Below are 26,303 nucleotides of genomic sequence, written 5' to 3' on the forward strand. Positions count from 1 at the left end.
GTGGTCCAGGGCTCCTGAAAACTCAAGGCCAGCGTCAATCACCCGCATCAATGAAATATCTCCAGTTGTTTAGTTCACCGTAGCCGCTTTCGCCGGCTCTCCTCGAACGGATATGCAATGAGTCTTCAACGTAGCAAGAAAAATACCGGGAGAGCCGGCACCGGGCTCGTGGCGCTGGTGGGAGGCCTGGCGTTCTCGGAGTTCGGCAGTGCCTATATGCAGTCCGTGTACGGGCCGCTGCTGAGCCAGTTGGGGGTCCGGCTTCATGCAGACGCGGCCCAGCTGAACTGGATCAGTGCGAGCTATCTGCTCTCCTCGGTCATCCTCATCCCTGTGCTGGCCAAGCTCGGCGATCTCTACGGGCACAAGCGGATGGTGATGATTTCGTTGGCCATCGTGACGGTCGGTGCAGTCATCGCGGCGTTCGCCACCAGCTTCCCAGTCTTCATCGCCGGCATGCTGGTCCAGGGGGCCGTAGGGGCGCTGCTGCCGCTGGAGATGGCCATTGTCCGGGACCGGGCCGGGAAACATGCCTCCAAGGGGATAGGACTGCTCGTAGGGTGCCTGGGTGCCGGCGGGGTGGCCGGTATTCTGGCCTCCGGGTATATGGGCACCTTCCTGGACCTGACCTGGGTGCTGCTGGCCCCGGGCGTTGTCGTGTTTATCTCGCTGGTACTCATTATCTTCACGGTCCCGGAGACGACGGTCCGCGGCGAGGGCCGCGTGGACTGGAAGGGCGCCGCCCTGCTGGCGCTCGGCCTCGCGCTCACGCTCTACGCCATCATGAACGGCAACTCATGGGGCTGGCTCTCACCGGCCATCCTGGGCATGTTCATTGTCGGAATCGGTGCCCTTATCGTCTTCGTCCGGGTCGAGAAGGAGGTCAGTCTGCCGCTGATCGATATCAGTCTGGTCACGCGCGGCGGGGTCGGCTATTTCCTGATCCTGATGCTTCTGTTCGGCGCCCAGCAGCTCGGGTCCGGACCGATCGCCTCACTGTTCGCGGCGTCCAAGCCTGGGAAGGTGGGGTACGGCTTCGGCCTTGACTCCCTCGGTGTCTCGCTCACGATCGTGCCGTGGGTGCTCATGTCGATGGTCGGCTCGTTCATTGGCTATCATCTGGTGCGCCGGTTCGGCCAGCTGACAACCCTCATCAGCTCGAATGTGTTGGTGGTGCTCAAATTCGCCCTGCTCATCGCGTTCTCCACCAACCTGCCGATGTTTATCGCGGTGCAGGGCCTTGGCGGACTGGGGGTGGGTGTTTTCACTGCGGTGCTGCCCGCTATCGTGGTTCAGCTCGCGCCTATGAGTGCCTCGGGCATCGCCGGGGCGATGTACAACACGACCAGAACGCTGGCGGGGGCCGTCGGCGGAGCCGTGTTCGCCGGGATCATGGGGGCCATGTTCGTCTCCGGCACCAAGATCGCGAGCCTGGAGTCGTTCTACGTGATCTGGGGCATCTGCGGGGCGCTCAGTCTGGCTGTCGCCATCCTCCTGCCGTTCAGCAAGCGCTTCGGCACGGCGCAGACGATGCTTCCCGGGGACACCGTCAACGAGCCGGATCTGGGCTACGCGACCAAGAACTGAGTTTGGCGGCCGGGTCCGGGCTGGCGGCCCGGACCCGGCCGACAAACAGCAAGCACGCCGTGGGCCGCAGCGCCGGCACGGCAAGGATGACGATATTGGTAGGTCCTGGTGGCGCTCCCGTACGGAGCTGAAGGTTGGAGGTTGGTATGGCAGGAATTTTGGATGGTGTCAGAGTCGTTGAACTGGCGTCCTGGGCGTTCGTTCCGGCGGCAGGGGCGGCCCTGGCGGACTGGGGTGCGGATGTCGTCAAGGTGGAGGACACCCGGGCCGGGGATCCCGGACGGGCCTTGGTGATCTCCGGCCTGACCCGGGACAAGTCCAGGGTCGACGCCAACTACATGCTGGAGATCGGCAACCGCGGCAAGCGGAGCATCGGCTTGGACCTGAAGTCCGAAGCCGGTTATGAGGTCCTGGCCAAACTGCTGAAGTCCGCGGATGTTTTCTTGACGAACTGGCTGCCGGGTCCGTTGGAACGGGCAAAACTGAGCCTGGACCAGGTCCGGGCAATCAACCCCAACATCATCGTGGCCCGCGGCACCGGCCAGGGCACCCGTGGGCCGGACCGCAACCAAGGTGGTTACGACTCCTCCAGCTTCACGGCCCGCAGCGGTGTGTCCTATGCGCTGACTCCCTCCGACAGCGGTTTCCCGCTGAATCAGGGGCCGGCCTTCGGGGATCTGCCCAGCGGCCTGACGCTCGCCGGCGGCGTGCTCGGCGCCCTGTACAACCGCGAACGCACGGGCCAGGCAGCCACCGTGGATGTGTCGCTGATGGCGCAAGGCATGTGGACCATGGCCCCGGATATTGTCGCGGCCGATTTCTTCGGCATCGACATGATCCCCAAGGCACCTCCGGGTTCGGCGATGAATCCGGTGGTCAACGCGTATAAGACCAAGGACGGACGCTGGGTCCAGCTGGTCTTCCTGCAGCCGGACAAGTTCTGGGCAGGTTTCTGCGTCCGGATCGGCCGGCCCGAGCTGGCCGACGATCACCGCTTCACCCCGGCCCAGCACCTGGTGGCCCACGCCGAGGAAGCGGTCAAGCTGCTGCGCGAGACCTTCGCCGCTGAGGATCTGGAGCACTGGATTCAGGCACTCCGCGACGAACCGGGTGTGTGGTCCGTCATCGCCTCACCCCAGGCTGTCCTCACCGATCCGCAGGCAGCAGCCAATGGTTATCTGCCATCGACGTCCGACGCAGCGGGCGAGGAATACCGACTGATCGCCCCGCCCATCCAGTTCAACGAGTCGACGGCGGCCATCGGACGTGCCCCCGAACACGGTGAGCACACCGAGGAGCTCCTGCTCGAGCTGGGCCTGAGCTGGACCGACATCGGCCACATGAAAGATGCCGGCGCCGTTCTCTGATCGGCGTCCTTTACTGCCCGACACGACCTCGAGGAGCCCTGAAGTGGCCACAAGCTTCCACCCTTCCCCGACCCTGATGGCCGCGGCACGCGTCCACAGGTACGGGGGCCCGGATACCATCAGTATCGATTCGATCGCGATCCCGAAGCCGGGCCCCGGCGAGGTGCTGGTGGCCATCCACGCCGCCGCGGTGAATTTTCCGGATGTCCTCACGATTGCCGGGCAGTACCAGGTGCAGCAGCCGCTCCCGTTTATCCCCGGACATGAGGCGGCCGGTATCGTTGTCGCACTCGGAAGCGGAGTCGAGGACGTCAGCGAGGGAGACCGCGTGGCGGTACTGGGCGCGCAAGCATTTGCCGAGTATGTCACCGTGGCCGCGGCCAGCACTGTCCCGATTCCCGAAGAAGTGAGCTTCGCCGAGGCGGCGGGAACCTGGGTTTGCCACCTCGGCGCCTATCACGCCTGCCGTTCGGTAGCGAACATCTCTCCGGGTGACAACGTTCTGGTGCTCGGCGCGGGCGGCGGCCTGGGGCTTGCCGCGGTGGAGATTGCCACGTTGCTCGGCGGCACGGTCATAGCTGCGGCGTCATCGCAGGACAAACTGGAGGCGGCCCGCCTGAAGGGGGCTACCGCCACAGTGAACTACCAGGAAGACGATCTGCGCGAGAAGGTGCGTGAGGCGATCGGACTGGGAAGGGTCGACGTCGTCCTCGACCCTGTCGGCGGGCCTCATGCTGAGTCCGCGTTGCGGGAATTGGCCTGGGGCGGCCGTTTCATCACCCTGGGCTACGCCAGCGGTGAGATCCCACGGATTCCATTGAACCTTGTGCTTCTCAAAGGCGCCGAAGTGAAGGGGATGGAAATGCGCACCTTCGCCGCCCATGACCCGGTCTCCGCGGCGCGGGACCGCACGGAACTCACTGCCCTCTGGAATGCCGGGCGGATCCGCCCGCTGATCCACCGGCGTTTCCCGCTCTCCCGGACGGGCGAGGCCTTGCGGAATCTGGAAAACCGGATGTCAGTTGGCAAGACGATTATCGATGTGGTGCCCGAGCAGCACTCAGCGAGCGCGCGATGAACTGCCGAGCACCGCTGCGACTCACAGGGCCGTGACCCGGCGGAATACCTCAATGCCAGTCGGCGGTGTTCAGCACGGGCGCTCCTTTCGGGAGGCACCCGTCAGGGCACACCCCCAACCATCAAGGGCAATGACTACTATGCATGCGCTGGAAGTGCGCAGAAAGAAGGAACAGAAATGAGCACCACACGTCTCGACGGCCGTCGCATCATCATTACCGGGGGCGCTAGCGGCATGGGCGAAGCACTCGTCCGGGCATTCCCTGCGCTCGGCGGGAAGGTCGTCTCCCTTGACCTCACCGAGGAATCCGGAACCCGGATCGCAGCGGAAGCCGGCGCCCGGTTCATCAAGGTGGACGTCTCCAGCAAGCAATCCGTCGACGCGGCCTTTGACGCCGCTGTCGAGGAACTCGGCGGGCTCGACGTCTTGGTCCACGCCGCCGGCATCGCCCCCTCGTCCCCGGCCGAAGACACCGGCGTCGATCTATGGACCCGGGTACTGTCGGTCAACTCGTTGGGAACCCTCCTGACCAACCAGGCCGCATTCCGTGCGTTGAAGGACAATGGAGGCTCCATCATCAACTTTGCCTCCGCCGCCGGCATCACCGGGCTTCGGAACAAAGCAGCCTACGCCGCCAGCAAGGGAGCCGTGGTGGCATTCAGCCGTACCCTCGCCGGTGAATGGGCGCGCTATGGCATATCGGTCAATATGATCGCCCCCGCCATCTGGACCCCGATGTACGACAAGACCCGCTCCGAAATGACGCCCGAGCTGCTTGCCGCGCACGACGAGCAGCTCTCCAGAGCCATCCCGCTAGGTGGCCGGCTCGGCGACGTCACCAGCGACTTCGTTCCCGTCATGGCCTTCTACGCTTCCGAGGGCGCCGGTTTCGTCACCGGCCAGGTGATCTCCATCGACGGCGGCACACTCATGGTGCGCTGACCCCCAATCGCTTCTATGCTGACGCACCAAGGTGCCTCCGAGGAGGGGTGTCGTGGCTCCGTCAATATGGGTGCCACTTTTTTGATTTCATTTCCGGCTGGTGGACAGGCGTCCGCCAAAGGTGATTTTCGAATGCTTTTCAGCGGCGCCTGCCCGCTGTCCTGGTGCATTCCAGGCCCATGAGCGCCAGGTAGACGCATTTGAGTACGGCCTGCTGGGTTTGGAAGTGACCGTGGGCGTTCACGGCACGCCGCCAGGTGCATTGCTTGGTGACGGCGGAGCCGACCTTGCGATGTTCCCGGCGACCTCGTGTCCGCGCATGAGCGGGTGACAGCGCCGATGGCGCCCCTTCCAGGCCGCAAATCTCGAATGAGGGTGTTTCATATTGAGACTGTTCTGGCGGTTGCCGGCGGTGGCAACCGCCAGGACAGCGGCTTGGTCTGGGTTAAGTTCGTAAGTCAGTTCTTGGTCACTGATCCGGTGAGGGCTGCGACCGGGCGAAGGAAGAGCGGCCGGGCCAGCACCCAGGCGACGACCATGACGACCAGTGAGCCGGCGAAGAACCAGAAGCCCACCCAGCTGTCCCCGTCCTGCACCCCGTACATGTGGTTCAGGTTCCGAAGTGCCCCGGTGGCCATCACCAGGGTGACATGGACCAGGATGAAGGCGACGAAGTAGAGCATGACCGGCAGATGGACGGCGCGGGCCACCTCGATCGGGTAGGTCTTGTTCAGCTTCTCGGCGTTCTTCGGCCAGGCCCCGGACATACGCAGGCCGGTGATCAGGGCCAGTGGGGCCGCGATGAAGACCGTGGTGAAGTAGGCGAGCAGCTGGAGGCCGTTGTAATTGACCCAGCCGTTCTCGACCGGCCAGTTCAGCGATGCGTACTGGAGCGCGGCGGAGAGGGCGTTGGGGAAGACATCCCAGCTGGTCGGGACGAGCCTCATCCACTGCCCGGTCGCGAAGATCAGGATGAAGAAGACGATGCCGTTGAGCACCCAGAGCGCGTCCAGGCTCAAGTGGAACCAGAGGTCCAGGCTGATCTTGGTCGGTCTGCCCTTGGTTTTGATCAGGCCCTGGTTGTTTCGCGTCCATTGCGCGGGTGCCTTGGTCCTGGTGCGGACCAGCCATCCGGAGCGGATGATCAGCAGGATCAGGAACGAATTCAGGAAGTGCTGCCAGGCCAGCCATGCGGGGAACCCAACCGGCGCGGCTGCCGGGAGGTGCGACCCTCCCGGGTAGTCAGTCAGGAACGACTGCACGGACGGCACTTCACGGAGCCAGCGGGCCGCGAGGACCAGGGCGATGAGCAGCACGAGAACGGCTGGCACGATCCATACGAGTTTGAACCACCTGTTTTTGGCGGGTGCTGTCGGTTTTGTCGCTGTGGACGTTGGTGACTGCATTTTATCTCCACTAGATGATGGGTGGCCGGTGAGGCGCTATCCCTGCCGGGCATGGTCCGGCCGGGAATCGGACTTAGTTGGCGCGTGCTGCCATCGCTTCGATGAGCTGCGGCACAACGGTGAAAACGTCACCCACGACGCCGAAGTCCGCGATCTCAAAGATCGGGGCGTCGGCATCCTTGTTGATTGCGACGATCGTCTTCGCGGTCTGCATGCCAGCCCGGTGCTGGATGGCACCGGAAATCCCGAGAGCTACATACAGCTGCGGGGACACTGTCACGCCGGTCTGGCCGACCTGGGATGTCTGCGGGATGAAACCAGAGTCGACGGCGGCACGGGAGGCACCCACCGCTGCACCGAGCGCGTCGGCGAGCTGTTCGACGAGCACAAACTTCTCCTTCGAACCCAGGCCGCGGCCACCGGAGACAATCTTCGGGGCATCCCGCAGTTCCGGGCGGGTCGAGGTGGTGGTCGCGTCGTTCACGGCGTCGATCACCGCGGAGTGGGCGGCGTTGGTTGCCACGGATGCTGCGGTCACGGTGGGCGTGGCGGCGGGGGCTTGTCCCTCTATTGCACCCTGGCGGACCGTCACGATCGCCGGGCCGCCGTCGACGGCCGACTCCACCGTGTATGCGCCGCCGAAGACTGATTGAGTGGCGAGGATCTGTCCGCCCTCCAGCCGAACGTCGACGGCGTCGACGACGAGTCCGGCGCCCAGCCGTACGGCCAGGCGACCGGCGATGTCGCGGCCTTCAATCGAATTTGAGAGCAGTATCCCGGCCGGTGCCAGCTCGGCGGCGGCTGCGGTGAGCGCCTCAAGCTGTGCGGCGACCAGCAAGGTGCCGAGCTGGTCGCTTTCGGCGAGGTAGACCTGTTCGGCGCCCAGGGCGCCGAGCTCGTCGACGAGTGAGCCGCCGGTGCCGGGTGCGGTGGCCACGACTGCCACCGGCGTGCCGAGCGCGGCGGCCGCGGTAAGCAGGGAGCGTGCGCTCTTCCGGATCTGGCCGGTGTTCGAGACCTCGATGAATGCAAGGATGTTCGACATGTTGGTTCCTCCCTTAGATCAGGCGGCCAGCGGCGAGGAACTCCGCGAGCTCGACGCCCGCGTTCCCCTCGTCGATGATCTTCCTGCCGGCGGTGCGTGCCGGGCGTTCGATGGTGGTTTTGATAACTGAACGCCCGACTCCGGCGAACGCCTGGGCCGGGTCGAGGCCGAGATCGCTGAGTGTCAGGACGGCAAGCGGCTTGCGCTTGGCAGTCATCATTCCCTTGAAGTTCGGGAAGCGGGCTTCCGCAGCGCGTTCGGTGACAGAGACGACCGCGGGGAGCGGAGCATGCGCAGCCAGGCTGCCGCTTTCGGTGCCGCGTTCTCCGCTGACGACGTCCTCGTTGAAACCAACGGAATCGAGGAAGCTGAGGTGCGGCAGGTTCAAGTGCTCGGCCAACATCACCGGAACCACGCCCCCGCGGCCGTCGGTGGACTCGTTGCCCGCAATGATCAGGTCATAGCCGGTCTGGGCCACGGCCGCGGCGAGCGCGGTAGATGTCCACCCTAGATCGGATCCGGACAACCCGTCGTCGAGCACGTGGACCGCTGAGTCCGCGCCCATGGACAGGGCCTTGCGCAGGGCTGCCGTCGCGGACGCGGGACCCATGGAGAGAGCAACAACTTCCGTGCCCTTGTTCTTGTCCTTGTAGCGCAGGGCTACTTCCAGGGCGCGCTCGTTGATTTCGTCGACGATGGTATCGCTCGCCTCACGATCGAGCAGGCCGGTGCTCGGGTCGAGCTTCCTTTCTCCGTAGGTATCAGGCACCTGCTTCACAAGCACGATGATCTTCATTGAACCGCTCCTTTGGTCATGTCTATTTCCGAAGATGGAATGGGGGTCATGCTGGGGGAGGCCGATTGCCTCATGCAATTCCGGGATTGCAATTCCGACACCGCCCCGGCGAATCGGCGGACGCCGGTTTCCTGGTGAAGGATACTTGCGCTGAGGTGATGTGTTTGCCATCCGGCCTGAGCGTCTCAACCTTCACGAGGGCCAGCTTGCGCCCCTGCTGGATGCGCGCTGCGCGTACCGACAGGACCTCGCCGAGTGGCGAGGGCCGAAGGTAGTTGATCCGAAGCGATGACGGTTGCCACGCGCCGCCGCCGCCGTCGAGCGCGCTTGAGGCAACGTACTCTGCAAGGACCGCCAGGATGCCGCCGTGCATGACCCCTCGGGGATTTGCCAGCCACGGGGACGACAGCAAGCTCAGGGCCGACCCCTCCGCCGTTATCTGCGGCAGATCGGTAAAGACCTGCCGCATCGTCAGGCTGGGATCCGGTGTACCAGGATTGAGGTCGACTGCACCGCGGTAATCCTCAGGCATCTTCAGATACCGGCCCGCCAGTGTGGCAATAGCTACGATCCCGCCGTCGTTGGTGACCTGCCCCCGGACTAGTCCACCGTCCTCATCCTTATGGACTAGCGACGCCTTGGCAGTCAAGTGACCCCCCAGCAGTGCGGCGTCCGCAACGAAGTCAATGGACAGTTCAGAGGTCGCGAGTCCGGCCCGGGGCGAGGGCCGGCCTGAGAACAGGGGCGAGCTGAGCTCCAGGTCCAACAGGACAGCCAGCGATCCCGGGCGCAGATTTCCGCTACCATCCGTCATCCACGGGCCTGGATTCATGCCAGTGCCGAACTGCCCGTCGGCTGAGGTGCGGGTGATTCCGAACAGGGACAGCGGGGAGTGTCCGGCCAGACGCTCCGGGAATGGCCCGCTGGTCTCGGTCGTACCTGGGACGTCTGACGCTACGATGGACATCTTCAGACCTCAATGACCAGGGCGCCGCCCATGCCGCCACCGGCGCACATCGAAGCAACGGCGATGCCGCCGCCGCGCCGCTGCAGATCGCGGATCAGCGTATTGACCATGCGTGCTCCCGAGGCCGCTACGGGATGGCCGATGGAGCATCCGCTGCCGTGGATGTTGACAATTGCGTCGTCGATGCCGAGTTCCTTGCAGGCCGCCAACGGAACTGCAGCGAAGGCCTCGTTGATTTCCCAGACGTCAACGTCTTTGACTTCGAGCCCCGCCTTGGCCAGGACGCGGGGAATGGCGAGGACGCCACCCATGCCCATGAGTGCCGGGTCGACGCCCACCGCGGTCCAGGCCCGGATGGTCGCCAGGGGTGTGAGCCCTTCGTCCCTGGCTAGTTCCGCACTGGTCACGGCCACCGCGGCAGCGGCGTCATTCACGCCGCTGGCGTTGCCGGCGGTAATGGAGAAGCCCTCGATTTCCGGATGGATGGGCCGGAGAGAGGCGAGCTTCTCCAGCGAGGACCCACGGCGGGGATGCTCATCCACCGAAAACTGGACCAGTTCGCCCCGCCCGTTCTTGACGGTGATAGCGAAGATCTCGTCCTCGAAGTATCCGGCGTCGATGGCTTCGATGGCGCGCTGGTGCGAGCGGAAGGCCCATTCATCCATCTGGCTGCGGCTGAGGCCGACGTGCTGAGCCGTGTTCCATCCCACCGAGATGGACATGTCGTCAGCTGGAGCATTTTCCCGGAAGGGGTGCGTTACAGGCATCCACGGATCCTGGAAGTGGTTGGTCGTCCCCGGCACCCGCTGGCGCAGCTTCGGGCTCAAGGAGCTCGACTGCACGCCACCGGCGATTATTGCGTTCTCCATTCCGGATTTGATCGACGCCGCGGCCGCGCCGATGGCGGTGAGGCTGCCGGCGCAGTGGCGGTTTAGGGCCTGGCCGGGTACCGACAACATGTTTGCCGCGACGGCGGCGTGCCGGGCCAGGACGCCCCCGCCGTACATGGATTCGGCGAAGATGACATCATCGAATCGCTGCGGGTCCAGGCCGGACCGGTGGACCGTCTCCTTAAGGACCGAGACGGCTAGTTCCTCCGCGGGAGTGTTGGCAAGGGTACCTTTGTTTGCGGTGCCGACAGCGGTGCGCGCCGCTCCGACGATGACCGGGTTGCTCATGTCTGTTCACTCTTCCTGGATCGGGCCAACGCCGGTTGATTCCCGTGACGCTGCACTGTGTTCTCGATGGATCGCTTGAATTCTATACCGTAAACCCAACAGTAGGCTATATGGTAGGAATTGCACACACCAAGTTTAAGGAGAGACTATGGATCTGACCGGAAGTTCGGCCCTCGTTACCGGCGGCGCTGGAGGATTTGGCGAAGCAACGGTGCGGCGCTTGGTCGAAAGAGGAGTCAAGGTCGTCATTGCCGATCTTGCTGACGAGAAGGGACAGGCACTGGCGAAGGCGCTCGGCGACAAAGTCACCTACATCAAAACCGACGTCTGCAATGAGGAGTCTGTCGCCGCAGCGATCCAGGCTGCGCGCGAGCTGGGGCCGCTGCGGACAACGGTGATTGTCCATGGCGGGCCCGCGGCAGGTGCGCGGATTGTCAACCGGGAAGGAAAGACCTATTCACTGGATACTTTCAGGCGGACAGTGGAGATCTTCCTGACCGGTACGTTCAACGTCTTGAGCCAGGCTGCAGCCGAAATGGCGAAGAATGATCCCCTCGAATCGAACCAGCGCGGCGTGATTATCTCGACGGCGTCGATTGCCGGATACGAGGGACAGGTGGGCCAGAGCGATTACTCCGCCGCCAAGGGCGGGGTCATCGGCTTGAACCTGACCGCGGCCCGGGACCTGGCGCCGATCGGTGTACGTGTCATGTGCATTGCTCCCGGAACATTCTTCACGCCCGCTTACAGAATGTCCGAGGAGGATGCGCACGCACGCTTTGCCACAGGTATTCCGAACCCCAAGCGGCTGGGCCGGGCGGACGAATACGCCCAGCTGGCCCTAAACATCGCGGAGAACGACTACCTCAACGGTGAAGTCATCCGTATTGATGCCGGTCTGCGCTTCAATATCTAGCAGTCCGGGTGCCACGGGTTCGTGCTGCCCGCCGAAGCCGTTCCGGCTTCGGCGGGCAGCACGAATTTTTTGTTCAGCGGCCAGTCCACTGGGGGGCGCGCTTTTCGGCGAAGGCACGTGGACCTTCTTTGGCGTCCTCGGAGCCCGAGGTGCGGGCGATTTCCTCGGAGGTCATGGCCCACCCGGTGGCGTCGGCAGTACTCAGGCTGTTTTCGTCGAGCCCCAGCGCGATCCGCTTATGGGCCCGAACCGACAGGGGGGCATTCGCCGCAATGGTCTGGGCAAGGGCCAAGGCAACGGCCACTACATCTGCCGCTGGCACCACCTTGTTCACTAAATGCAGCTCAAGTGCTGTCTTGGCGTCGATCGGGTCACCGGTCAGTAAGAGTTCCATGGCCACCAGTGGCGGGATCCGGCGCGGCAGGCGGAACGCGCCGCCGGCACCGGCCACCAGGCCGCGTTTTGCTTCGGGGAGTCCGAAGGAAGCGGTATCGGCGGCGACTACCAGATCAGCAGCGAGGACGATTTCCGTTCCGCCGCCCAGTGCGGCCCCATTGACGGCCGCAATGGTGGGTTTGCTGACCGGATGGTTCACGAAGCCGGCAAGTCCCCAGTGTTCCCGGCCCGGGGGGAGAATTGCCTCGCCGCGGGTAATCGCTTTCAGGTCAGCCCCCGCGCAGAAGGCTTTGTCGCCGGCGCCGGTGATGACGATGGCTCGAATGTCCGGGTCCTGCTCCGCTGCCTCCAAGGCCTCGCCGACGCCGATGCAGACCGCCTGGTTGACGGCATTGCGGGCATCGGGCCGGTTAATGGTGATCAGGCTGACCTGGCCGACTCGTTCGACGAGGACGTCCTGCAAGGTCTCGACGGTTTCAGCCGTTCCGGTACTGGTCATATCCGCTCCTACTGATAGGTCTAACTGGGATGGTCTCCTCATCATAATCGAAAGCCTTACAGTATGCCCTACAAAAGTAGTTTCAATGCCCTGAGCGGACGGTCCGTGTGACGGACTCCTACTTCTCGGCCTGAAGCTGCCGCTCGAACGTCTCCAGCATGGCCTCAAGCCCGTATTCGAAGTTGTCGTCGCCGACCATGGACAGGGATATGGATTCCTGTTCGACCAGCGTGGTCAGCAGCGGCATCCTTTCAGGTTCAAGGAGCTTGATCTGCCGGTCGTCCAGCGAGGGTGCATTGTTCATGCGCTGGATCCGTTCGGAGATGATTATTCCCCGGGTGTAAATCGAGAGGGCGCTATAGAGGTTCCATGCCGTGAGTGGCGTGAATCCTGCCCTGACGAGCATCTCGAGAGCGGCCTCGACCGCCTGGTACGTCAGGTGGGTTGCCGGGAGTGAGTACGAGCGCGTCCGGACAAGCACCAAGTCGGAAATCGTATCGTTCGCCAGGTAGACTTCCCGCATCTTGCGGCAGTAACCTGCAAGAAAAGCCCGCCATTGAGCGGGGTCCCCGGGCTGCGGCAATTGGCTGTGCACTGTTTGGATGGCCTGGTCGCTCATGGTTTGGATCAGATCGTCCTTCTTGCGGAAGTACCAGTAGACGCTGGTTACGCCCACGCCGAGGTGGCGCGCGAGTTCCGGCATGCTGAGGTTGTCGAGCGAGTCGCGGTCGGCCACGGCAAAGGCACCCTTGATGATCTCCTCAGGGGTGATCGATCCGCGTTCGCGCCGCTGACGGACACCTGTCTTCACCGTGCTTTGGCTCATGTTTAACTCCTGAATCTTGCAACAGCCCCGCATGGGGCCGCCCCGTATGTGCGCGCAGAACCTTATTTCTAGCCAGTCTAACAACAACCCGTAAGCATTACTGTAACGAGCCGGGGGAGGCCTTGACCCCAGTTCCCCGGAGAGCAGTGAAGCGGCCTGGTGCGCCAGGACCCTGAAGTGGAACGCCGGCTGTCCTCCCGAGGCTGTCACGATCTGGGACTGGAGCCCGCACCTGCCGATCGTGGGGTCTGCGATGCAGATGATTGGGTGTCGGGAGGCCTCGAGCTGGACTGGGCCGGCGCGCACGGCCACGGTCTTCCCGGCGCCGACTTCGCCGGTGATCACGCCCGTCCGGCGCTGGGGGACACACCATTGGATTCTCGCCTCAGGCCCCTGAACCAGCGTTCCACCAGGTTCAGCCAGGACGATGGGGTCGGGGTGAAATGCAGGGGAGGGGCTCACAGCCAACGGTGCCGACGGAGGCTTCCTGTCCGAAATGGGTGGAACTGGTCTACAACATCGCGCCACGCTCTGACACCTGGACCATCCACCATTTGCAAGTTCCACAATCGGTGTCGCGCCTCGGTGGCCGCCGGTCAGCTGGAATAGGGCCGTTAAAATTGTTGGTGAAACGGGCAGGCGCGACGATGCAGGTCGTCCGCAGTCGAGATGAACTGGCCAGCCTCGTCACACGAAGGCACCCCCCATGCGGCGGCCGGAGACAATCGGACTGACGATCCGGCTAGGGCTTTCCGTGCCTTCTGGCCTGTTCCACGAGGTCAACCGCCCACGGGCGGGACCCGTGGTGGAACAGCATGCCCTCGGGCAGCCCCTGGACGGACACGGTGGAACCGGAGATGTCGATGGTGATCCGGCCCTCCGCCATGGGGGCGTTGGTGACGTGCAGATCGCCGTAGGATTCCGGGAGCACGGGATTCATCCAGAGGCCGCCGAGGGCAACATCCGGATAGTAGCCCATCAGGCTCTTGACTAGCATGATGGGAGTGGTAGCGGCCCAGGCCTGGGGCGAGCACGCCGTGGGGTAGGGCACGGGTTCGTCAAAGTGCTCGCGGCTAAAGCCGCAGAACAGTTCGGGCAGCCGCCCCTCCGAGTACTCGGCCGCCTCCAACAGAGCCGTGGAGATCCGCTGCGCCTCCTCCACGAAGCCGTAGCGCAGCAAGCCAGCCTGGATAATCGCATTGTCGTGGGGCCAGACAGACCCGTTGTGGTAGCTCGCGGGGTTGTAGGCGCCCATGTTGCTTGCCAGGGTCCGCACGCCCCACCCGCTGAACATCTCCGGGGACATCAGCCGTTCGACTACCAGCGGGGCCTTGTCCTCATCGATGAGGCCGAACAACAGGCAGTGGCCCATGTTGGAAGCGCATGCATCAACCGGCCGCTTGTCGCGGTCCAGCGCGATAGCGTAGTAGCCGTGCTCAGGCAGCCAGAACTGTTCGTTGAACTGCCTCTTCAGCCGTACGGCGCGGTCCCGGTACGTGACGGCCAAGTCCACGTCCCCGGCGTTGTAGGCCAGCCAGGAGCGACCCAGGTACGCGCCGTAGACGTAGGCCTGCACCTCGCACAGAGCGATCGGCGGCTCGGCCCTCCTGCCGTCGGCGAAATTGATACCGTCCCAAGAGTCCTTCCAGCCCTGGTTGATCAGGCCCTGGTCGTTGAGACGTTCATACTCGACGAACCCGTCCCCGTCCTTGTCGCCGTAGTTCTGTATCCAGTCCAGCGCCCGGTCCACATGGGGCATCAGGGCGGCGATGGTTTCTGGGGCGAATCCCCAGCGGCTGACTTCGCCGAGCAGCGCCACGAACAGCGGCGTGGCGTCGACGCTTCCGTAGTAGGCGGACTTGCCTCCCAGCGCCAGCGCGCTGGAGACATCGAGCCTGACTTCGTGCAGAATCTTGCCCGGCTCCTCCTCGTTCATCGGATTCACCACGCTGCCTTGGCGGTCGGCGAGAGTCTGAATGGTCCCAAGGGCCAGGGACGGATCTACCGGTAGCGCCATGAGGGACGCCCACAGCGAGTCCCGGCCGAAAAGCGCCATGAACCATGGCGCGCCGGCGGCCACCACGATCCGGTCCGGGTGGTCAGGATCCTCGATGCGAAGAGCGCCCAGATCGTCGTAGCTGCGCAGAAGGGTCCGTTCGATGGAGCGGTTGCCCATCTGCAGGACCGGGATCTTGGACACCCACGCCTGCCGGCGCAGGTCGCGCGGAGATGTCTCGCTCTCGTTGGGACGAACAAACTGCGCCACCGCGCCGGATCCCTCGACCGTAGGCGCCACACTCACGGTGGCGCTCCATTGTCCGTGCGGCGGGACAACGGCACGGTACGTCAAGGCCTCCGGCGCGACGTCGGCGCCGCCGGCCGAAACGACGACGCCCTTCCGGACATCCTGCCAGGCGGCCCGGATCGTCAGCGATTCGCCATCCGCTTCGAGGGACTTGTCCCAGCGCCGCTGAATCCGTGCCTCCTTCACCTCGAAGAGGTCCGCGAAGTCCACCTCGGCCTTAAGGGAAACCAGGCACTCGGCAGGGGCCGGTGAGTAGTTCCATACGGTGATCTGCTCCAGGATTCCGGCACCTACCTCGCGGAGGCGTTCGACGATCAGCGGGCTGTCCGCGTACCCGTCCGAGCGGGGTACGCGGCCGACAAAGAGGGCACGATACGGCTCCGTCGTCTTGGCGGCCAGCGGCTCCAGGGGCTCACCATTAACGGTCAGATTCCAGCGGGACAGGATGCGGGTGTCCTCGAAGAAAACCCCGTGCGGGTGTTCAGGATGGATATCGCCGTTCGCCGAGGAGATGCAAAAGGACGAGCCCTCCACCAAGGTGACCGTCCCGGCACCCAGCGGCCCGGCAGCAGTGTCAGCATTCCATCCAGCCATCCCGGCTCCTTCAAAGGATTGACTACAACGGCTTCGGCAGGCGGCACCGCGCGGTCCGTAATCGACCAATCGATCGCTGCCTTCATTTGTCCAACCGACGCTACGCCCGTGCACCAAGTGATGCCAGCCCCCGAGTTGACTCGTCAAAAACCTCCGCGAAGGGGCATACGTTGCCTCATAAGTATTTCTCCGGCTGGTTCGGGGGGTGGGCGTGGGCCGGGCTACGCAGGGTGGATGGGACTGACGATGGGCGAACGCAAGGCCGTGACGAAGCAGCTGGCCAGGACCTACCGGGCCGGTGATCGGGTCCGGAAGGGCAGGATCCTGGACGAGGTGGTTGAGCTGACGGGCTGGCACCGGGACTATGCGCGGGCGGTGCTGCGGGCCCCGGCCGGACGGCTGCTGGCGGCGCAGATGCCTGAGCTTGTTCCGATGTTGCGCGAGGAGGGGCGCTGCAGCTTACGGATCCGCAGGCGGCCCTGCTGGGAACCGGGCTGCTGCCGGTGACGACGCTGGCACGGGATGCCGGGCTGCATGAGTCGTGTCGCGCTTCCTGACCGCTCCGGCTGTCCACAGTGATTCGCATCGCGGTCCCAGAGACCGGCCCGCCCCGGCGGCGCGAATCACCGAATTCTTAGGGCGCGACTATCCGATCGGTGATTGCCTTGTAGAGAACGAGGGAGCGGCTTGCGTCGAGAGTCTCGCTCATCTGCAGAAGCGGGATGGCCCGGCGGAGAGCGGCAGCGGCCTCCGCCCCGCTTCCCTCGACTTCGTAGACCGCAACATACCGGTAATCGGGCGCCGGTGCCGTCGTTGCTTCGGCGTCGAACTCGAACCGTTGGGCGGCGACGAAGCCGGGGATTTGGAGGATCTCCGGGAGATGCACATTGTCATACCAGTGGTTGAACTCCTCGTCTTCGCCGCCGACGGCGTTAGTTTGCACGAAGTAGATCGAGGTCGGCACCGCGGTCACCGGCTGGAATGCGCGAGGTCGAGGGCCACATCGACGATGAGGTCCTCCTGGCCGCCGACGTATCCCCTGCGGCCGACTTCGACGAGGATGTCGCGGGCGTCGAGGCTGTAGGTAGCGGCTGCCCGCTCCGCATGGCGCAGGAAACTCGAATAGACTCCGGAGAAGCCAAGCGTGAGAGTCTCGCGATCGACCCGCACCGGGCGGTCCTGCAGCGGGCGCACAAGGTCTTCAGCAGCATCTTGAAGTGCGAAAACGTCGCAGCCCTGGTCCCAGCCGTAAAGGTTCGCGACGGCGGTGAACGCCTCGATCGGGCAGTTGCCCGCCCCAGCACCTTGGGCCGCAAGCGAGGCATCCACCCGGTAGGCGCCCTCCTCGACAGCGACGATCGAGTTGGCAACGGCGAGGGACAGGTTCTCATGCGCGTGGATGCCGATTTGGGTCCGCTCGTCGAGGACATCACGGTAGGCGCGCACGCGGGCCCGGACCCCATCCATAGTGAGGCGGCCCCCCGAGTCCGTCACGTAGACGCAGTGTGCCCCGTACGATTCCATCTTCTTTGCTTGGGCTGCAAGGTCGGCCGGCTCGCTCATGTGGCTCATCATCAGGAAGCCGGAGACATCCATGCCGAGGTTCCGCGCAGCTTCGATGTGCTGGGCCGCTATGTCTGCTTCCGTCGCATGCGTGGCAATGCGCACCGAGGCGACCCCTAGGCTGTGGGCACGCTTCAGATCGTGAATTGTGCCGATACCCGGCAGCAGCAGGGTGGTGAGCTTCGCGTTCTTGACGACGGATGCCGCGGCCACGATCCACTCTTCGTCGGTGTGGGCGGCCGGACCGTAGGTGAGGCTGGAGCCGCCCAGTCCGTCGCCGTGGGCGATCTCGATCGCGTCGACCCCCGCTGTGTCGAGCGCCGCGGCGATCTCCGTGACCTGGTCGACGGAGTAACGGTGCTGGACTGCGTGCATCCCATCGCGCAGCGTAACGTCCTGGATATAGAGCTTGTGACTGTCGCTCATCGCGCTGTCGCCTTTCCTGCTGAGATGGACATGGCGTCGGCTTGCTCGGCGATCCGCTCGCCGACGCGCAAGGCCGCCGATGTCATGATGTCGAGGTTGCCCGCGTAAGACGGAAGATACGCGCCGGCGCCTTCCACTGCCAGGAAGACCGAGACCTGGGTGAGTGCATTCGCCGGGATTCTGTCGACGAGTGTGTGGATCGGCGTCTCCGGCGCGAAATTTGAGAATTGTACGGTGTGCTTGAGCCGGTAGCCCGGCACGTACCGGGATACTTCTTCGACCATCTGTGCGATCGACTTCGTCACCTGCCCCCGTACCGCTTCGTCCGCGAGATCGATCAGGGCAAGCACAGTGTCGCGCATGATCACCGGAGGGTCGGCCGGATTGAGAACGATGATCGCTTTGCCGCGCTTTGCGCCGCCGACACGCTCGATCGCGAGGCTCGTCGTCTCGGTGAACTCGTCGATGTTCGCGCGGGTGCCGGGGCCCGCGGATTCCGACGCGATGGTCGCGACGATCTCGGCGTAGTGCACTGGGGTGACCCGCGAGATGGCGGCGACGATCGGGATGGTGGCCTGCCCTCCGCATGTGACCATGTTGACATTCGGTGCGCCCAGGTTTTGTTCGAGGTTCACCGTGGGAATTGTGTATGGCCCGATCGCGGCCGGAGTCAGGTCCACCAGCCGCTTGCCGTATGGTGCGAGCAACTCGGCGTTCGCGATGTGGGCCTGTGCAGACGTCGCGTCGAACACGATGGCGATGTCGTCAAAGGTGTCGAGTTCGATGAGCCCGGCGACGCCGGTCGACACGGTGGGGATGCCGAGACGATGGGCGCGGAGCAGCCCGTCGGATTCCGGGTCGATCCCCACGAGTGCGCCGACCTCGAGCGACTCTGAGCTGCGCATGACCTTGAACATCAGGTCTGTACCGATATTGCCGGAGCCGATAATGGCTATCTTTGTTTTCACCGTGATTCCTTACTTAAATGAGGAGGGGTTTGGGCCCCTGGGAGCAGTGAGCTGTCACTGGGCTGCGCTTCCGAGGAAAGAGTTGGACAGAGTCGGGTCCGCGAGCAGGTCACTTGCGATCCCGGAGCGGGCGATCGCGCCGTTCTCGATGACATAGGCGCGATCGGCTAGTTCGAGGCCTGCCACGACGTTTTGCTCGACGAGCAGCACGCTCACGCCCGACTGCCGAAGCGAAGCGATGACCTCGAACACCGTCTCCACCATGAGCGGTGAGAGGCCGAGTGAAGGCTCGTCGAGCAGTAGGACGGATGGCGAACGCATCAGCGCTCGGGCAACGACGAGCAACTGCTGCTGCCCGCCGGAGAGCGAGCCTGCATCCTGCTTTGCACGCTCTTGCAGCAGCGGGAAGCGCTCGAGCGTCTCCTTGAGCTTGGCGTCGCGCTCGGACTTGGAGAGCCCGTACGCGCCGAGCAACAGGTTGTCTTCGACTTTCATTCCCGCGAAGACATGCCTGCCCTCCGGCACCAGGCTGATGCCCTTCCGCACGATCGCTTCGACGCTTGCCCCCGTGATCGACTGCCCGTGCAGACGGATGTCGCCGCTGCGCACTTTCAGCAGGCCGGTTATGGTCTTCATGAGGCTGGTCTTGCCTGCGCCGTTGGATCCGATCAGCGCCACGATCTCACCGGCGCGGACATCGAGCGTCGCTCCATGCAGGATTTCCAGCTCGCCGTAGCCCGAAACGACGGAGTCGATCTCAAGGATGGTGTCGGCCGGCTCAGTCATCGTTTGCCTTTCCCTTGCCGAGGTATGCGGAGATGACGGCGTCATCCTGCTGCACCGCTGCTGGGGATCCGTGGGCGATTCGGGCACCGATGTCAAGAACGGTGACTTCGTCGGCCAAGGCCATCCCGAACTTCATGTCGTGCTCGATCAGCACGATTGTCATGTTCTCCGCGTGGAGGTCTTTCAGCACGGAAAAAAGGTTCGCGCGTGCGCTGACGCCAAGCCCTGCTGCGGGTTCATCGAGCAGCACCACCCTCGGCTGGGTGGCGAAGGCCCTGATGATCTCGACCAGGCGGCGATCGCCGTAGGAGAGATCGGAGGGCATCGACGACGCGTACTTCGCGAGGCCGAATCGGTCGAGCCATTCGAAGGCCTTCGCGTATTCCCGGTTCTCTTCCCGGTCTACGAATAGGCCGCTCATTGAGCGCATCAGGCCGCCCTTCATATCAGCGTGTAGCGCCATGAGCACGTTTTCGGCCACCGTGAGGCTGTCGAACAGCGTCGTCTTGCCTGCGCCGTTGGGCCCGATGAGAAAGTGCAGGCTGCCGGGGGCGACGGACATGTCGACTCCCCGCAGCACATGGTTTCCACCGAAGCTCTTGGTGATCCCGCGGATGGTGAGTGCGGTGTCGACCTGCTGGGCCGATGCAACGCTCATACGGCAACCTTCTTCGCGTTTGGGCTGACCGCCGTGGTCTCGGGCGCGGCCGGGACGTCCGGTCTGCGCTTGCGACGTGCGAGGCGGAGTAGCTGCCGCCCGGTGATTACTACCTGGTCTGTGACGCCGTTCGGGGCGAAGACCATCACCACTACGAGGATCGCGCCGAAGATCACGAGCTCGATTGGCCCTGGGGCGCCCCCTGAGATTGCCGGGATCAGGAATTCATGCAGGCAAACAACGGCGATCGCGCCGATAGGGGCACCCCACAGCGAGAGCATGCCGCCAAGAGCCACCAGCACGAAGATCTGGATGAGGAGCTGGAAACCGAACAGGTCAGGGGTAATTGCTGACAGATAGGTCGAGTAGAGGCTGCCGCCCACTGCACCGATGACGGATCCGATCACGAAGATCTGCAGCCTGCGTGCGCCGTGGTTGATGCCAAGGGCCGACGTGGCGAGGTCGCTGTCTTTGATGGCCTCGAACTCGCGCCCGACGACGGAGTAGCGCAGATTGATCCTGATCATGACCGCGACGAGCAGGAAGCCCCAGACCAAGTAGATCTGCGAAGGCAGCTCGGTGAAGACGAAATCCCCGACGGCGAACGGCTTGATGCCGAACAGGCCGTTCTGGCCGCCGGTCACCGGTGTCCAGAACCCGGTGATATTGATGATGGCGAGAGCAATGCAGAGTGTGGCGATTGCCAAGTACAGCGAACGCAGCCGCAGGATTGGCAGCCCGACGATGAACGCCAGGGCACCGCTCGCGACAATACCGACGAGCATCCCCACCCAGGCATTGCCGCCGTTGACGGTCACGATCCCCGACGAGTACGCGCCGATGCCGATGAACGCTGCGTGTCCCATGTTGAGGATGCCGCCGGTGCCCATCGTCATCTGCAGACCGATCCCGAAGATGGCGTAAAGGCCAATGGTGAGGATGACCGTCTGCGAGTACCCGTCGCCGAAGATGAGCGGGATGACGGCTACCGCCACGACAGCCCCAAGCCAGATGAAATGTTGACGACGCCGTTTGAGCATTAGAGGTGATTTCATATCAGACCCCCACAGCTGTCTTGACGCGCCGGCCGCCGAGGATGCCGTCCGGAAGGATGAGAAGCACCAGCACTACTGCCAGCAGCGAGATACCTGTCTGCAGCCCGGTGGAGATGAGAGAGGCAATCGACTCGAGCAGCCCGAGCGCGATGCCGCCGACGATGGCGCCGGGAATGCTCCCGAAGCCGCCGATGACGGCTGCAGCGATGCCCTTGACCCCGATGAGGCTTCCCGTCGCATAGGTCATGCCGATCACCGGGGCGAGCAGCAGGCCGCCGACCGCGGCCAGGGCCCCGGCCGCGCCGAACGCGATGAGCGAGATCAGTCGTACGTTGATGCCGGAAAGCCTGGCCATCATCGGGTCGATCGATGATGACCGGAGCGCCCGCCCGATGCCTGTGCGCTCCAGCACGACGTACGTAACCCCGAGGGCCACAATCACGCCTCCCATGATCCAGATCGACTGTGACGTGACGGAGACGTTGAAGAGTGTCAGCGGGCGATCGGCCGGGGTGAAGTCAGGCGTGTATCGCGGATCACTACCCCAACCGATCTGTGCAAGTCCCTGCATGATCTGGGAAAGGCCCAGGGTGATCAGGAGGAGGGAGATGTTCGTCCCCCGCTTGATCGCCGGCCCGAGTGCGAATGCGTAGATAGCGCACCCGAGCAGGAAAACCAGCGCGATGGTGGCAGGGACGGCCGCGATGAGCGGCCACCCTGCACCTCGGAAGCTGATGATAAGCATGCCGCCGACCATCAGCAGCTCGCCCTGGGCGAAGTTCAGGATCCCGGTCACCCGGAATACCAGAACGAAGCCCATGGCCACAGCCGCATAGATGGCTCCTGTCGTCACCCCGGTGACGATCAGCTGGAGCAAAAATGCCAAGTCCATGAGAGTGCTTACCTGTTCTTCGGGGCTATTTCGGAATGGAGATGGCGCCGCCAGCGCCGAAGACGACGACGCTCGCGATCTTCGCGTAGTCCTCGTAGGTCGACCGGTGCTGGGTGTCACTGAAGACCATCGTGTTCTGTGCGCCTACGTAGTTCGTCCTCTCGAGCGCCTGCCTGATCTTGTCCGGGTCGGTCGACTTGGCACTTTCGATGGCCCTTGCGAGCACCTGGATGACGTCCCAGCCGCCGTGGGCGAAGTTGCTCAGGTTGGGCACACCCGCGACATCCGGGTACTTGGCGAACGCGTTGACGACCTTCTGTCGCTCGGCGTCGTTCTCCTGACCGGTCTTGATAGCCGGGTACGCATCGGCGAGGAGGATCTGCGTGTAGAAGTGCGGCTTCTCTGCCGTCGCACCCATCGCCTGGTAGAACGTTCCGAGGGTGATCGCGGAACAATTCGCGACCGGCGTCGTCCCGAGGGCACCGAGCTGATCGAGAGCCTTCGCCGCGAGGGTGTCAGTCGCCTGCAGTGCCGAGATGGAGATGGCGTCAGGCTTCGCGGCCAGGAGCTGGTTCATCTGCGTCGTGAGGTTCGTCGAGTCACTGGCCCAGTCGACCGTTGTCAGCACCTGGACGTTGTTCTGTTCCGCCCATTTCTTGACACCGGCGACGTAGGACTGAGGGCCGGGGTTGGTCTCCTCACCGATGGCGATCGTCTTGATCTTGGTGCCATTCTTCGCCTCGGCGGCCGCTACCGAGTTGATGCAGCCGTTACCGAGAGCCGAACCGTTACCGGCGGCGCCGAAGCCCCATTTGGCGACGTTCGGGCCTTCCCAGATGTCCCCAGTGGTCGACGGGCTTGCCATGAGGGGAATCTTGAGGGTCGTCGCCGTCTGCGCGCCTACCACGGTGGAGTTCGAGCTGCCGGGCCCGGCAATCGCCACGACCTTTTCCTGCTGGACCAGCTTTCGTATGTTAAGTACCGACTGGTCAGGCGTCGACTTGTCGTCAAGCGGCACGAGTTCAATCTTGCGGCCGAGGACCTTTGCCTCCGAGTCGTTGATGGCCGCCACAGCCAGCTTGAATCCGGCGTATTCCTGCACGCCAGCGAAGGCGATCGGGCCGGTGAGGGAGAGATCGACGCCGATCCTGATCGGCGACGCGTCACTTGCAGTGGCCGAGTTCGTCGAGCTATTCGACCCACATGCTGTGAGTGCGAGGGTGATGCCGAGGGCGCTTGCCGTAATGACTGCGGCGCGCTGCACGCGAAGCTTCTTCCGGGTGAGGGGCATCCGTCTTTCCTTCCAGACTTCAGGAGTGTGCCTCATTGCCCACTCCGGTGTGCATCAGCTTCGCGGTGCGATCGGCCCCCGGCAAGCGTTGCGTTCCAGCCAGTGGGCTCGCCCTCAACACGATCTGCACGGGGCATGGGCAGCCGCCCGTTCAGTTGTTATTGCTGTACGCGCCGATGTTGAGCCAGCGGAATTTGAGCTCGTCGGGGGTGTCGATGATGGTCGCGAGCTCGAGCGGGTCGAGGTAGGTTGAGGCGCCAGTCTCAAGGTTCTCGAGGAAGAGTCTCGGCGTTATGCCTTTGAAGTCGAGGGTGATCCGGATCTCGGCGAACTCGTTCCAAATGAGGGCCTCGCCCGTGCCGTCCAGGTCGCTCATGGCGTCCCCTTCCTTTCTTCGTCGACCGTCACAGTGACAGATCCGATGTTCTCGATGTTGGCCACAACGTGGTCCCCCGGAAGGAGGTTTGTCGCCGCGCACGGGCTACCGGAAAGGATTACATCCCCCGGTTGCATCTCGATCCCGAATCGATACAGCGTCTCCGCCAGCCAGCAGACTGAGGTGATCGGATCGCCCATGACTTCAGACAGCGGTGCCGTGCCGACGAGCTCGTCGTTCTTGACGAGGTCGGTACGCAAGGAGCGCAAAGTGCCGGCCGCGTCAGCCAGGTACATCCGGGCGTCACCCAGCACGAACCGTGACGACGAGCCGTTATCGGCAACGGTGTCAGTCCAGGTGATTTTCCAATCGCGAATCCGGCTGTCCACCACCTCGATCGCGACCGTGACGTAGTCGGTCGCTGCGATGACGTCTTCGGGGAGTACCCGGTCTGCACCGAGAGGAGCCCGAAGGACGAACGCGAGTTCGGGCTCTGCCTTCGGGAGGATGAATTCCCGCGGGTTCAAGGTGCCCCCGTTCTCCACCTCCATGTCCGCGAAGAGGTGGCCGAAATCAGGCTCCGTCACTCCGAGCAGATTCTGCATGCCGCTGCTCGTGAGACCGACCTTGAAGCCCCGACGAATGCCGCCGGCCTCTGTGCGGGTCGCAGCTTGGGCGAGCTGCACCCGGTAGGCCTCACCAGGCTGCACGAACCACGGTTCCCCGCTGACGGCGCCGACGGGCACGGCTTTGATTTCCGAGCGGCGCAGCTCCACCGCGGCCAGGGCGATCGTGGCGTCCCTCGGGACGGATGCCGCGGGCGCCGGCATCAGGAGCCCTGCTTCTGGTGAGGCTTCTTCAGTTCTGTCTTGAGGATTTTTCCGGCGGCGCTCACCGGGAACTCATCCAGGAATTCGAACCCTCCCGGCTGTTTGTAGCCGGCCAGGTTGGCTCTGCACAGGTCTTTGAGTTCCTGTTCGAGGGCGGGCGTTCCCGCCACCCAGTCGTCGCTAGGCACAACGGCGACGATCGGCGTCTCACCCCAGGTGGGGTGCGGCGCGCCGAAAACGGCCGCCATGCGCACGGCGGGGTGGGTGTTGATGATCCGCTCGATCTCGCCGGGGTAGATGTTGAAAGCGCCGCTGATGATGAGATCGTTCTTGCGGTCGACGAGGTACAGGTAGCCTTCCTGGTCACGATAGGCCATGTCGCCGGTGTGCAGTCCAGTGTTCTGGAATCTCTCCGCTGTGTCATCCGGGCGGTTCCAGTAGCCGTTGCTCACGGCATCGGACTTGATTACTACCTCGCCGATCTCGCCGGGCGGAAGCTCCTGCCCGTCGTCGTCGAGCACGGCGATTTCCGAGGACGCCGACTCGGTGCCGCACGACTTGGCGATCTCCGACCGCCCGGCGACGATGCCGCGGTGGTCTTGCGGAGACAGATGGGTCACGAATCCGGCAACTTCGCTCTGGCCGTAGCGCTGCCAGAAGTCGCAGCCGAGCAGGTCCATCGCACTGCGGATGAGGGCGGGTGAGCTGGGTGCAGATCCATAGCCGATCGAGCTAAGCGCCGGGAAGTCCTGGTGCGGCTGGGCCTGAAGGTACTCACACAGCCTGCTGATCATGGTCGGGACCATGATCGTGTTCGTCACGTTGTAGCGCTTGAAGTGGTGCACGATCTCTTCCTCGTTGAACTTCGGCAGCACCACCATCGTCTGCCCGAGGTAGGCCCAGGAGATCGTGCGCATGGCCCCGCCGGAGGTGAAGAACGGCGTAATGGCGAGCCCGACATCCGTCGATTTCGCGTCGACGGTCTGCACGTGGTCCATGGCGCCGTAGATCATGGCACGGTGGGTGTTCGTCACGGCCTTTGGCAGGCCCGTTGTGCCGCTGGTATAGATGAGCGCCCGCAGGTCGTCCGGGGAAAGGCCCGCCGATGAGAGGGTGGCCGAGCCGACGCCCTCGATCCCGCGCTCATACTCCGGCGCCAGATCGCTTCCGCCGATTTGCAGTACGACGCTGAGTTCGTTGCCGGAAGCGATCACCTCACTGGCAACGTTTGCACTCCCTGAGTCGAAGATCAGTGCCTTCGCCCCGGCGTCTCCGAGCAAGAAGATGATCTCTGGCACTGCGAGACGAACGTTGACCGGCACTAGCACCAGCCCGGCCTTCGAGATCCCGAACGAGATCTCCGGCCATTCGAGAATGTTCGAGGCAACCACGGCGACGCGATCGCCCCGCTGCAGGCCTGCGCCCAGCAAGTAGGCGCCGAGCCTGTTCGCGCGCTCGTTCACACCGGACCAGGTGAGCTCCCGGTCACCGCAGATGACGGCAGCCTTGCCTGGGTACCGGCGAGCATTGAGACGGGGGATGTCTCCAACCAGCAT

The 26,303-nt window shown here is 64.0% G+C and carries 25 protein-coding genes; 6 read left to right on the forward strand and 19 right to left on the reverse strand.

What is annotated here, in order from left to right; translation table 11 throughout:
• Positions 1–117: 117 nt before the first annotated feature.
• The 4 genes from HNP00_RS17735 to HNP00_RS17750 all read left to right on the forward strand — a co-directional run bounded on the left by HNP00_RS17735 (position 118) and on the right by HNP00_RS17750 (position 4,974).
• Positions 118–1,587, forward strand: coding sequence for an MFS transporter (locus HNP00_RS17735; protein ID WP_184741046.1), 1,470 nt, complete (start codon positions 118–120; stop codon positions 1,585–1,587).
• A gap of 146 nt (positions 1,588–1,733) precedes the next feature.
• Positions 1,734–2,954, forward strand: a complete 1,221-nt coding sequence (locus tag HNP00_RS17740) for a CaiB/BaiF CoA-transferase family protein (RefSeq protein WP_184741047.1) — start codon at positions 1,734–1,736, stop codon at positions 2,952–2,954.
• Positions 2,955–2,997: 43 nt separating this feature from the next.
• Entirely contained in the window at positions 2,998–4,032 is a 1,035-nt protein-coding gene (locus tag HNP00_RS17745; protein WP_311770610.1) for an NADPH:quinone oxidoreductase family protein, read from the forward strand.
• Between the two features lie 177 nt (positions 4,033–4,209).
• The gene (locus HNP00_RS17750; RefSeq protein ID WP_184741048.1) at positions 4,210–4,974 is read left to right on the forward strand and encodes an SDR family NAD(P)-dependent oxidoreductase; all 765 of its coding nucleotides are present in this window, start codon (positions 4,210–4,212) and stop codon (positions 4,972–4,974) included.
• A gap of 458 nt (positions 4,975–5,432) precedes the next feature.
• Here HNP00_RS17750 and HNP00_RS17755 read toward each other — a convergent pair whose 3' ends face one another.
• The 5 genes from HNP00_RS17755 to HNP00_RS17775 all read right to left on the reverse strand — a co-directional run bounded on the left by HNP00_RS17755 (position 5,433) and on the right by HNP00_RS17775 (position 10,366).
• Positions 5,433–6,380, reverse strand: a complete 948-nt coding sequence (locus HNP00_RS17755; protein ID WP_184741049.1) for a cytochrome b/b6 domain-containing protein — start codon at positions 6,378–6,380, stop codon at positions 5,433–5,435.
• A gap of 73 nt (positions 6,381–6,453) precedes the next feature.
• Complete coding sequence (locus tag HNP00_RS17760) at positions 6,454–7,425, reverse strand: electron transfer flavoprotein subunit alpha/FixB family protein (protein WP_184741050.1); 972 nt, start codon at positions 7,423–7,425, stop codon at positions 6,454–6,456.
• Between the two features lie 13 nt (positions 7,426–7,438).
• On the reverse strand, positions 7,439–8,221 hold the full coding sequence (locus HNP00_RS17765; protein WP_184741051.1) for an electron transfer flavoprotein subunit beta/FixA family protein: 783 nt from the start codon (positions 8,219–8,221) through the stop codon (positions 7,439–7,441).
• A 70-nt stretch (positions 8,222–8,291) separates the two neighbouring features.
• Positions 8,292–9,188: a PaaI family thioesterase gene (locus tag HNP00_RS17770; RefSeq protein ID WP_184741052.1), complete on the reverse strand. Its 897-nt coding sequence runs from the start codon at positions 9,186–9,188 to the stop codon at positions 8,292–8,294.
• Between the two features lie 2 nt (positions 9,189–9,190).
• Positions 9,191–10,366 carry a thiolase family protein gene (locus HNP00_RS17775; RefSeq protein ID WP_184741053.1) on the reverse strand — a complete coding sequence of 392 codons (1,176 nt, stop codon included), beginning with the start codon at positions 10,364–10,366 and terminating at the stop codon, positions 9,191–9,193.
• Positions 10,367–10,514: 148 nt separating this feature from the next.
• Here HNP00_RS17775 and HNP00_RS17780 point away from each other — a divergent pair, with 148 nt between their 5' ends.
• Positions 10,515–11,282, forward strand: coding sequence for an SDR family NAD(P)-dependent oxidoreductase (locus HNP00_RS17780; RefSeq protein ID WP_184741054.1), 768 nt, complete (start codon positions 10,515–10,517; stop codon positions 11,280–11,282).
• 73 nt (positions 11,283–11,355) lie between these two features.
• Here the strand turns inward: HNP00_RS17780 and HNP00_RS17785 are convergent, their stop codons facing one another.
• From HNP00_RS17785 to HNP00_RS17795, 3 genes are all read right to left on the reverse strand, one after another.
• The gene (locus tag HNP00_RS17785; protein ID WP_184741055.1) at positions 11,356–12,177 is read right to left on the reverse strand and encodes a crotonase/enoyl-CoA hydratase family protein; all 822 of its coding nucleotides are present in this window, start codon (positions 12,175–12,177) and stop codon (positions 11,356–11,358) included.
• A gap of 118 nt (positions 12,178–12,295) precedes the next feature.
• The gene (locus HNP00_RS17790) at positions 12,296–13,003 is read right to left on the reverse strand and encodes a TetR/AcrR family transcriptional regulator (RefSeq protein ID WP_184741056.1); all 708 of its coding nucleotides are present in this window, start codon (positions 13,001–13,003) and stop codon (positions 12,296–12,298) included.
• Positions 13,004–13,745: 742 nt separating this feature from the next.
• Positions 13,746–15,902 (reverse strand): amylo-alpha-1,6-glucosidase, encoded by a 2,157-nt coding sequence (locus HNP00_RS17795; RefSeq protein ID WP_184741057.1) that lies wholly within the window; start codon positions 15,900–15,902, stop codon positions 13,746–13,748.
• A 234-nt stretch (positions 15,903–16,136) separates the two neighbouring features.
• On the opposite strand from HNP00_RS17795, the gene HNP00_RS17800 reads away from it, so the two are divergent.
• Positions 16,137–16,409, forward strand: coding sequence for a hypothetical protein (locus tag HNP00_RS17800; protein WP_184741058.1), 273 nt, complete (start codon positions 16,137–16,139; stop codon positions 16,407–16,409).
• A gap of 127 nt (positions 16,410–16,536) precedes the next feature.
• On the opposite strand, the gene HNP00_RS17805 is transcribed toward HNP00_RS17800, so the two are convergent.
• From HNP00_RS17805 to HNP00_RS17855, 11 genes are all read right to left on the reverse strand, one after another.
• Positions 16,537–16,866, reverse strand: a complete 330-nt coding sequence (locus HNP00_RS17805) for a DUF4286 family protein (protein ID WP_184741059.1) — start codon at positions 16,864–16,866, stop codon at positions 16,537–16,539.
• Positions 16,867–16,871: 5 nt separating this feature from the next.
• Entirely contained in the window at positions 16,872–17,891 is a 1,020-nt protein-coding gene (gene dmpG, locus HNP00_RS17810; protein WP_184741060.1) for a 4-hydroxy-2-oxovalerate aldolase, read from the reverse strand.
• The gene (locus HNP00_RS17815) at positions 17,888–18,865 is read right to left on the reverse strand and encodes an acetaldehyde dehydrogenase (acetylating) (protein WP_395893835.1); all 978 of its coding nucleotides are present in this window, start codon (positions 18,863–18,865) and stop codon (positions 17,888–17,890) included. The genes dmpG and HNP00_RS17815 overlap by 4 nt, the downstream gene beginning before the upstream one ends.
• A gap of 48 nt (positions 18,866–18,913) precedes the next feature.
• Entirely contained in the window at positions 18,914–19,645 is a 732-nt protein-coding gene (locus HNP00_RS17820) for an ABC transporter ATP-binding protein (RefSeq protein WP_221451615.1), read from the reverse strand.
• Complete coding sequence (locus tag HNP00_RS17825; protein WP_184741062.1) at positions 19,638–20,303, reverse strand: ABC transporter ATP-binding protein; 666 nt, start codon at positions 20,301–20,303, stop codon at positions 19,638–19,640. The genes HNP00_RS17820 and HNP00_RS17825 overlap by 8 nt, the downstream gene beginning before the upstream one ends.
• Positions 20,300–21,358: a branched-chain amino acid ABC transporter permease gene (locus HNP00_RS17830; protein WP_184741063.1), complete on the reverse strand. Its 1,059-nt coding sequence runs from the start codon at positions 21,356–21,358 to the stop codon at positions 20,300–20,302. The genes HNP00_RS17825 and HNP00_RS17830 overlap by 4 nt, the downstream gene beginning before the upstream one ends.
• Before the next feature lies 1 nt (position 21,359).
• Positions 21,360–22,250 carry a branched-chain amino acid ABC transporter permease gene (locus tag HNP00_RS17835; RefSeq protein WP_184741064.1) on the reverse strand — a complete coding sequence of 297 codons (891 nt, stop codon included), beginning with the start codon at positions 22,248–22,250 and terminating at the stop codon, positions 21,360–21,362.
• A 25-nt stretch (positions 22,251–22,275) separates the two neighbouring features.
• Positions 22,276–23,541 carry an ABC transporter substrate-binding protein gene (locus HNP00_RS17840; protein WP_184741065.1) on the reverse strand — a complete coding sequence of 422 codons (1,266 nt, stop codon included), beginning with the start codon at positions 23,539–23,541 and terminating at the stop codon, positions 22,276–22,278.
• A 151-nt stretch (positions 23,542–23,692) separates the two neighbouring features.
• A complete protein-coding gene (locus tag HNP00_RS17845; RefSeq protein WP_184741066.1) occupies positions 23,693–23,917 on the reverse strand; it encodes a hypothetical protein in 225 nt (74 codons plus the stop codon).
• On the reverse strand, positions 23,914–24,747 hold the full coding sequence (locus tag HNP00_RS17850; RefSeq protein ID WP_184741067.1) for a 2-keto-4-pentenoate hydratase: 834 nt from the start codon (positions 24,745–24,747) through the stop codon (positions 23,914–23,916). The genes HNP00_RS17845 and HNP00_RS17850 overlap by 4 nt, the downstream gene beginning before the upstream one ends.
• On the reverse strand, positions 24,747–26,303 hold the full coding sequence (locus tag HNP00_RS17855; protein ID WP_184741068.1) for a class I adenylate-forming enzyme family protein: 1,557 nt from the start codon (positions 26,301–26,303) through the stop codon (positions 24,747–24,749). The genes HNP00_RS17850 and HNP00_RS17855 overlap by 1 nt, the downstream gene beginning before the upstream one ends.

It is taken from the genome of Arthrobacter sp. AZCC_0090 (assembly GCF_014207375.1).
Lineage (GTDB): Bacteria > Actinomycetota > Actinomycetes > Actinomycetales > Micrococcaceae > Arthrobacter.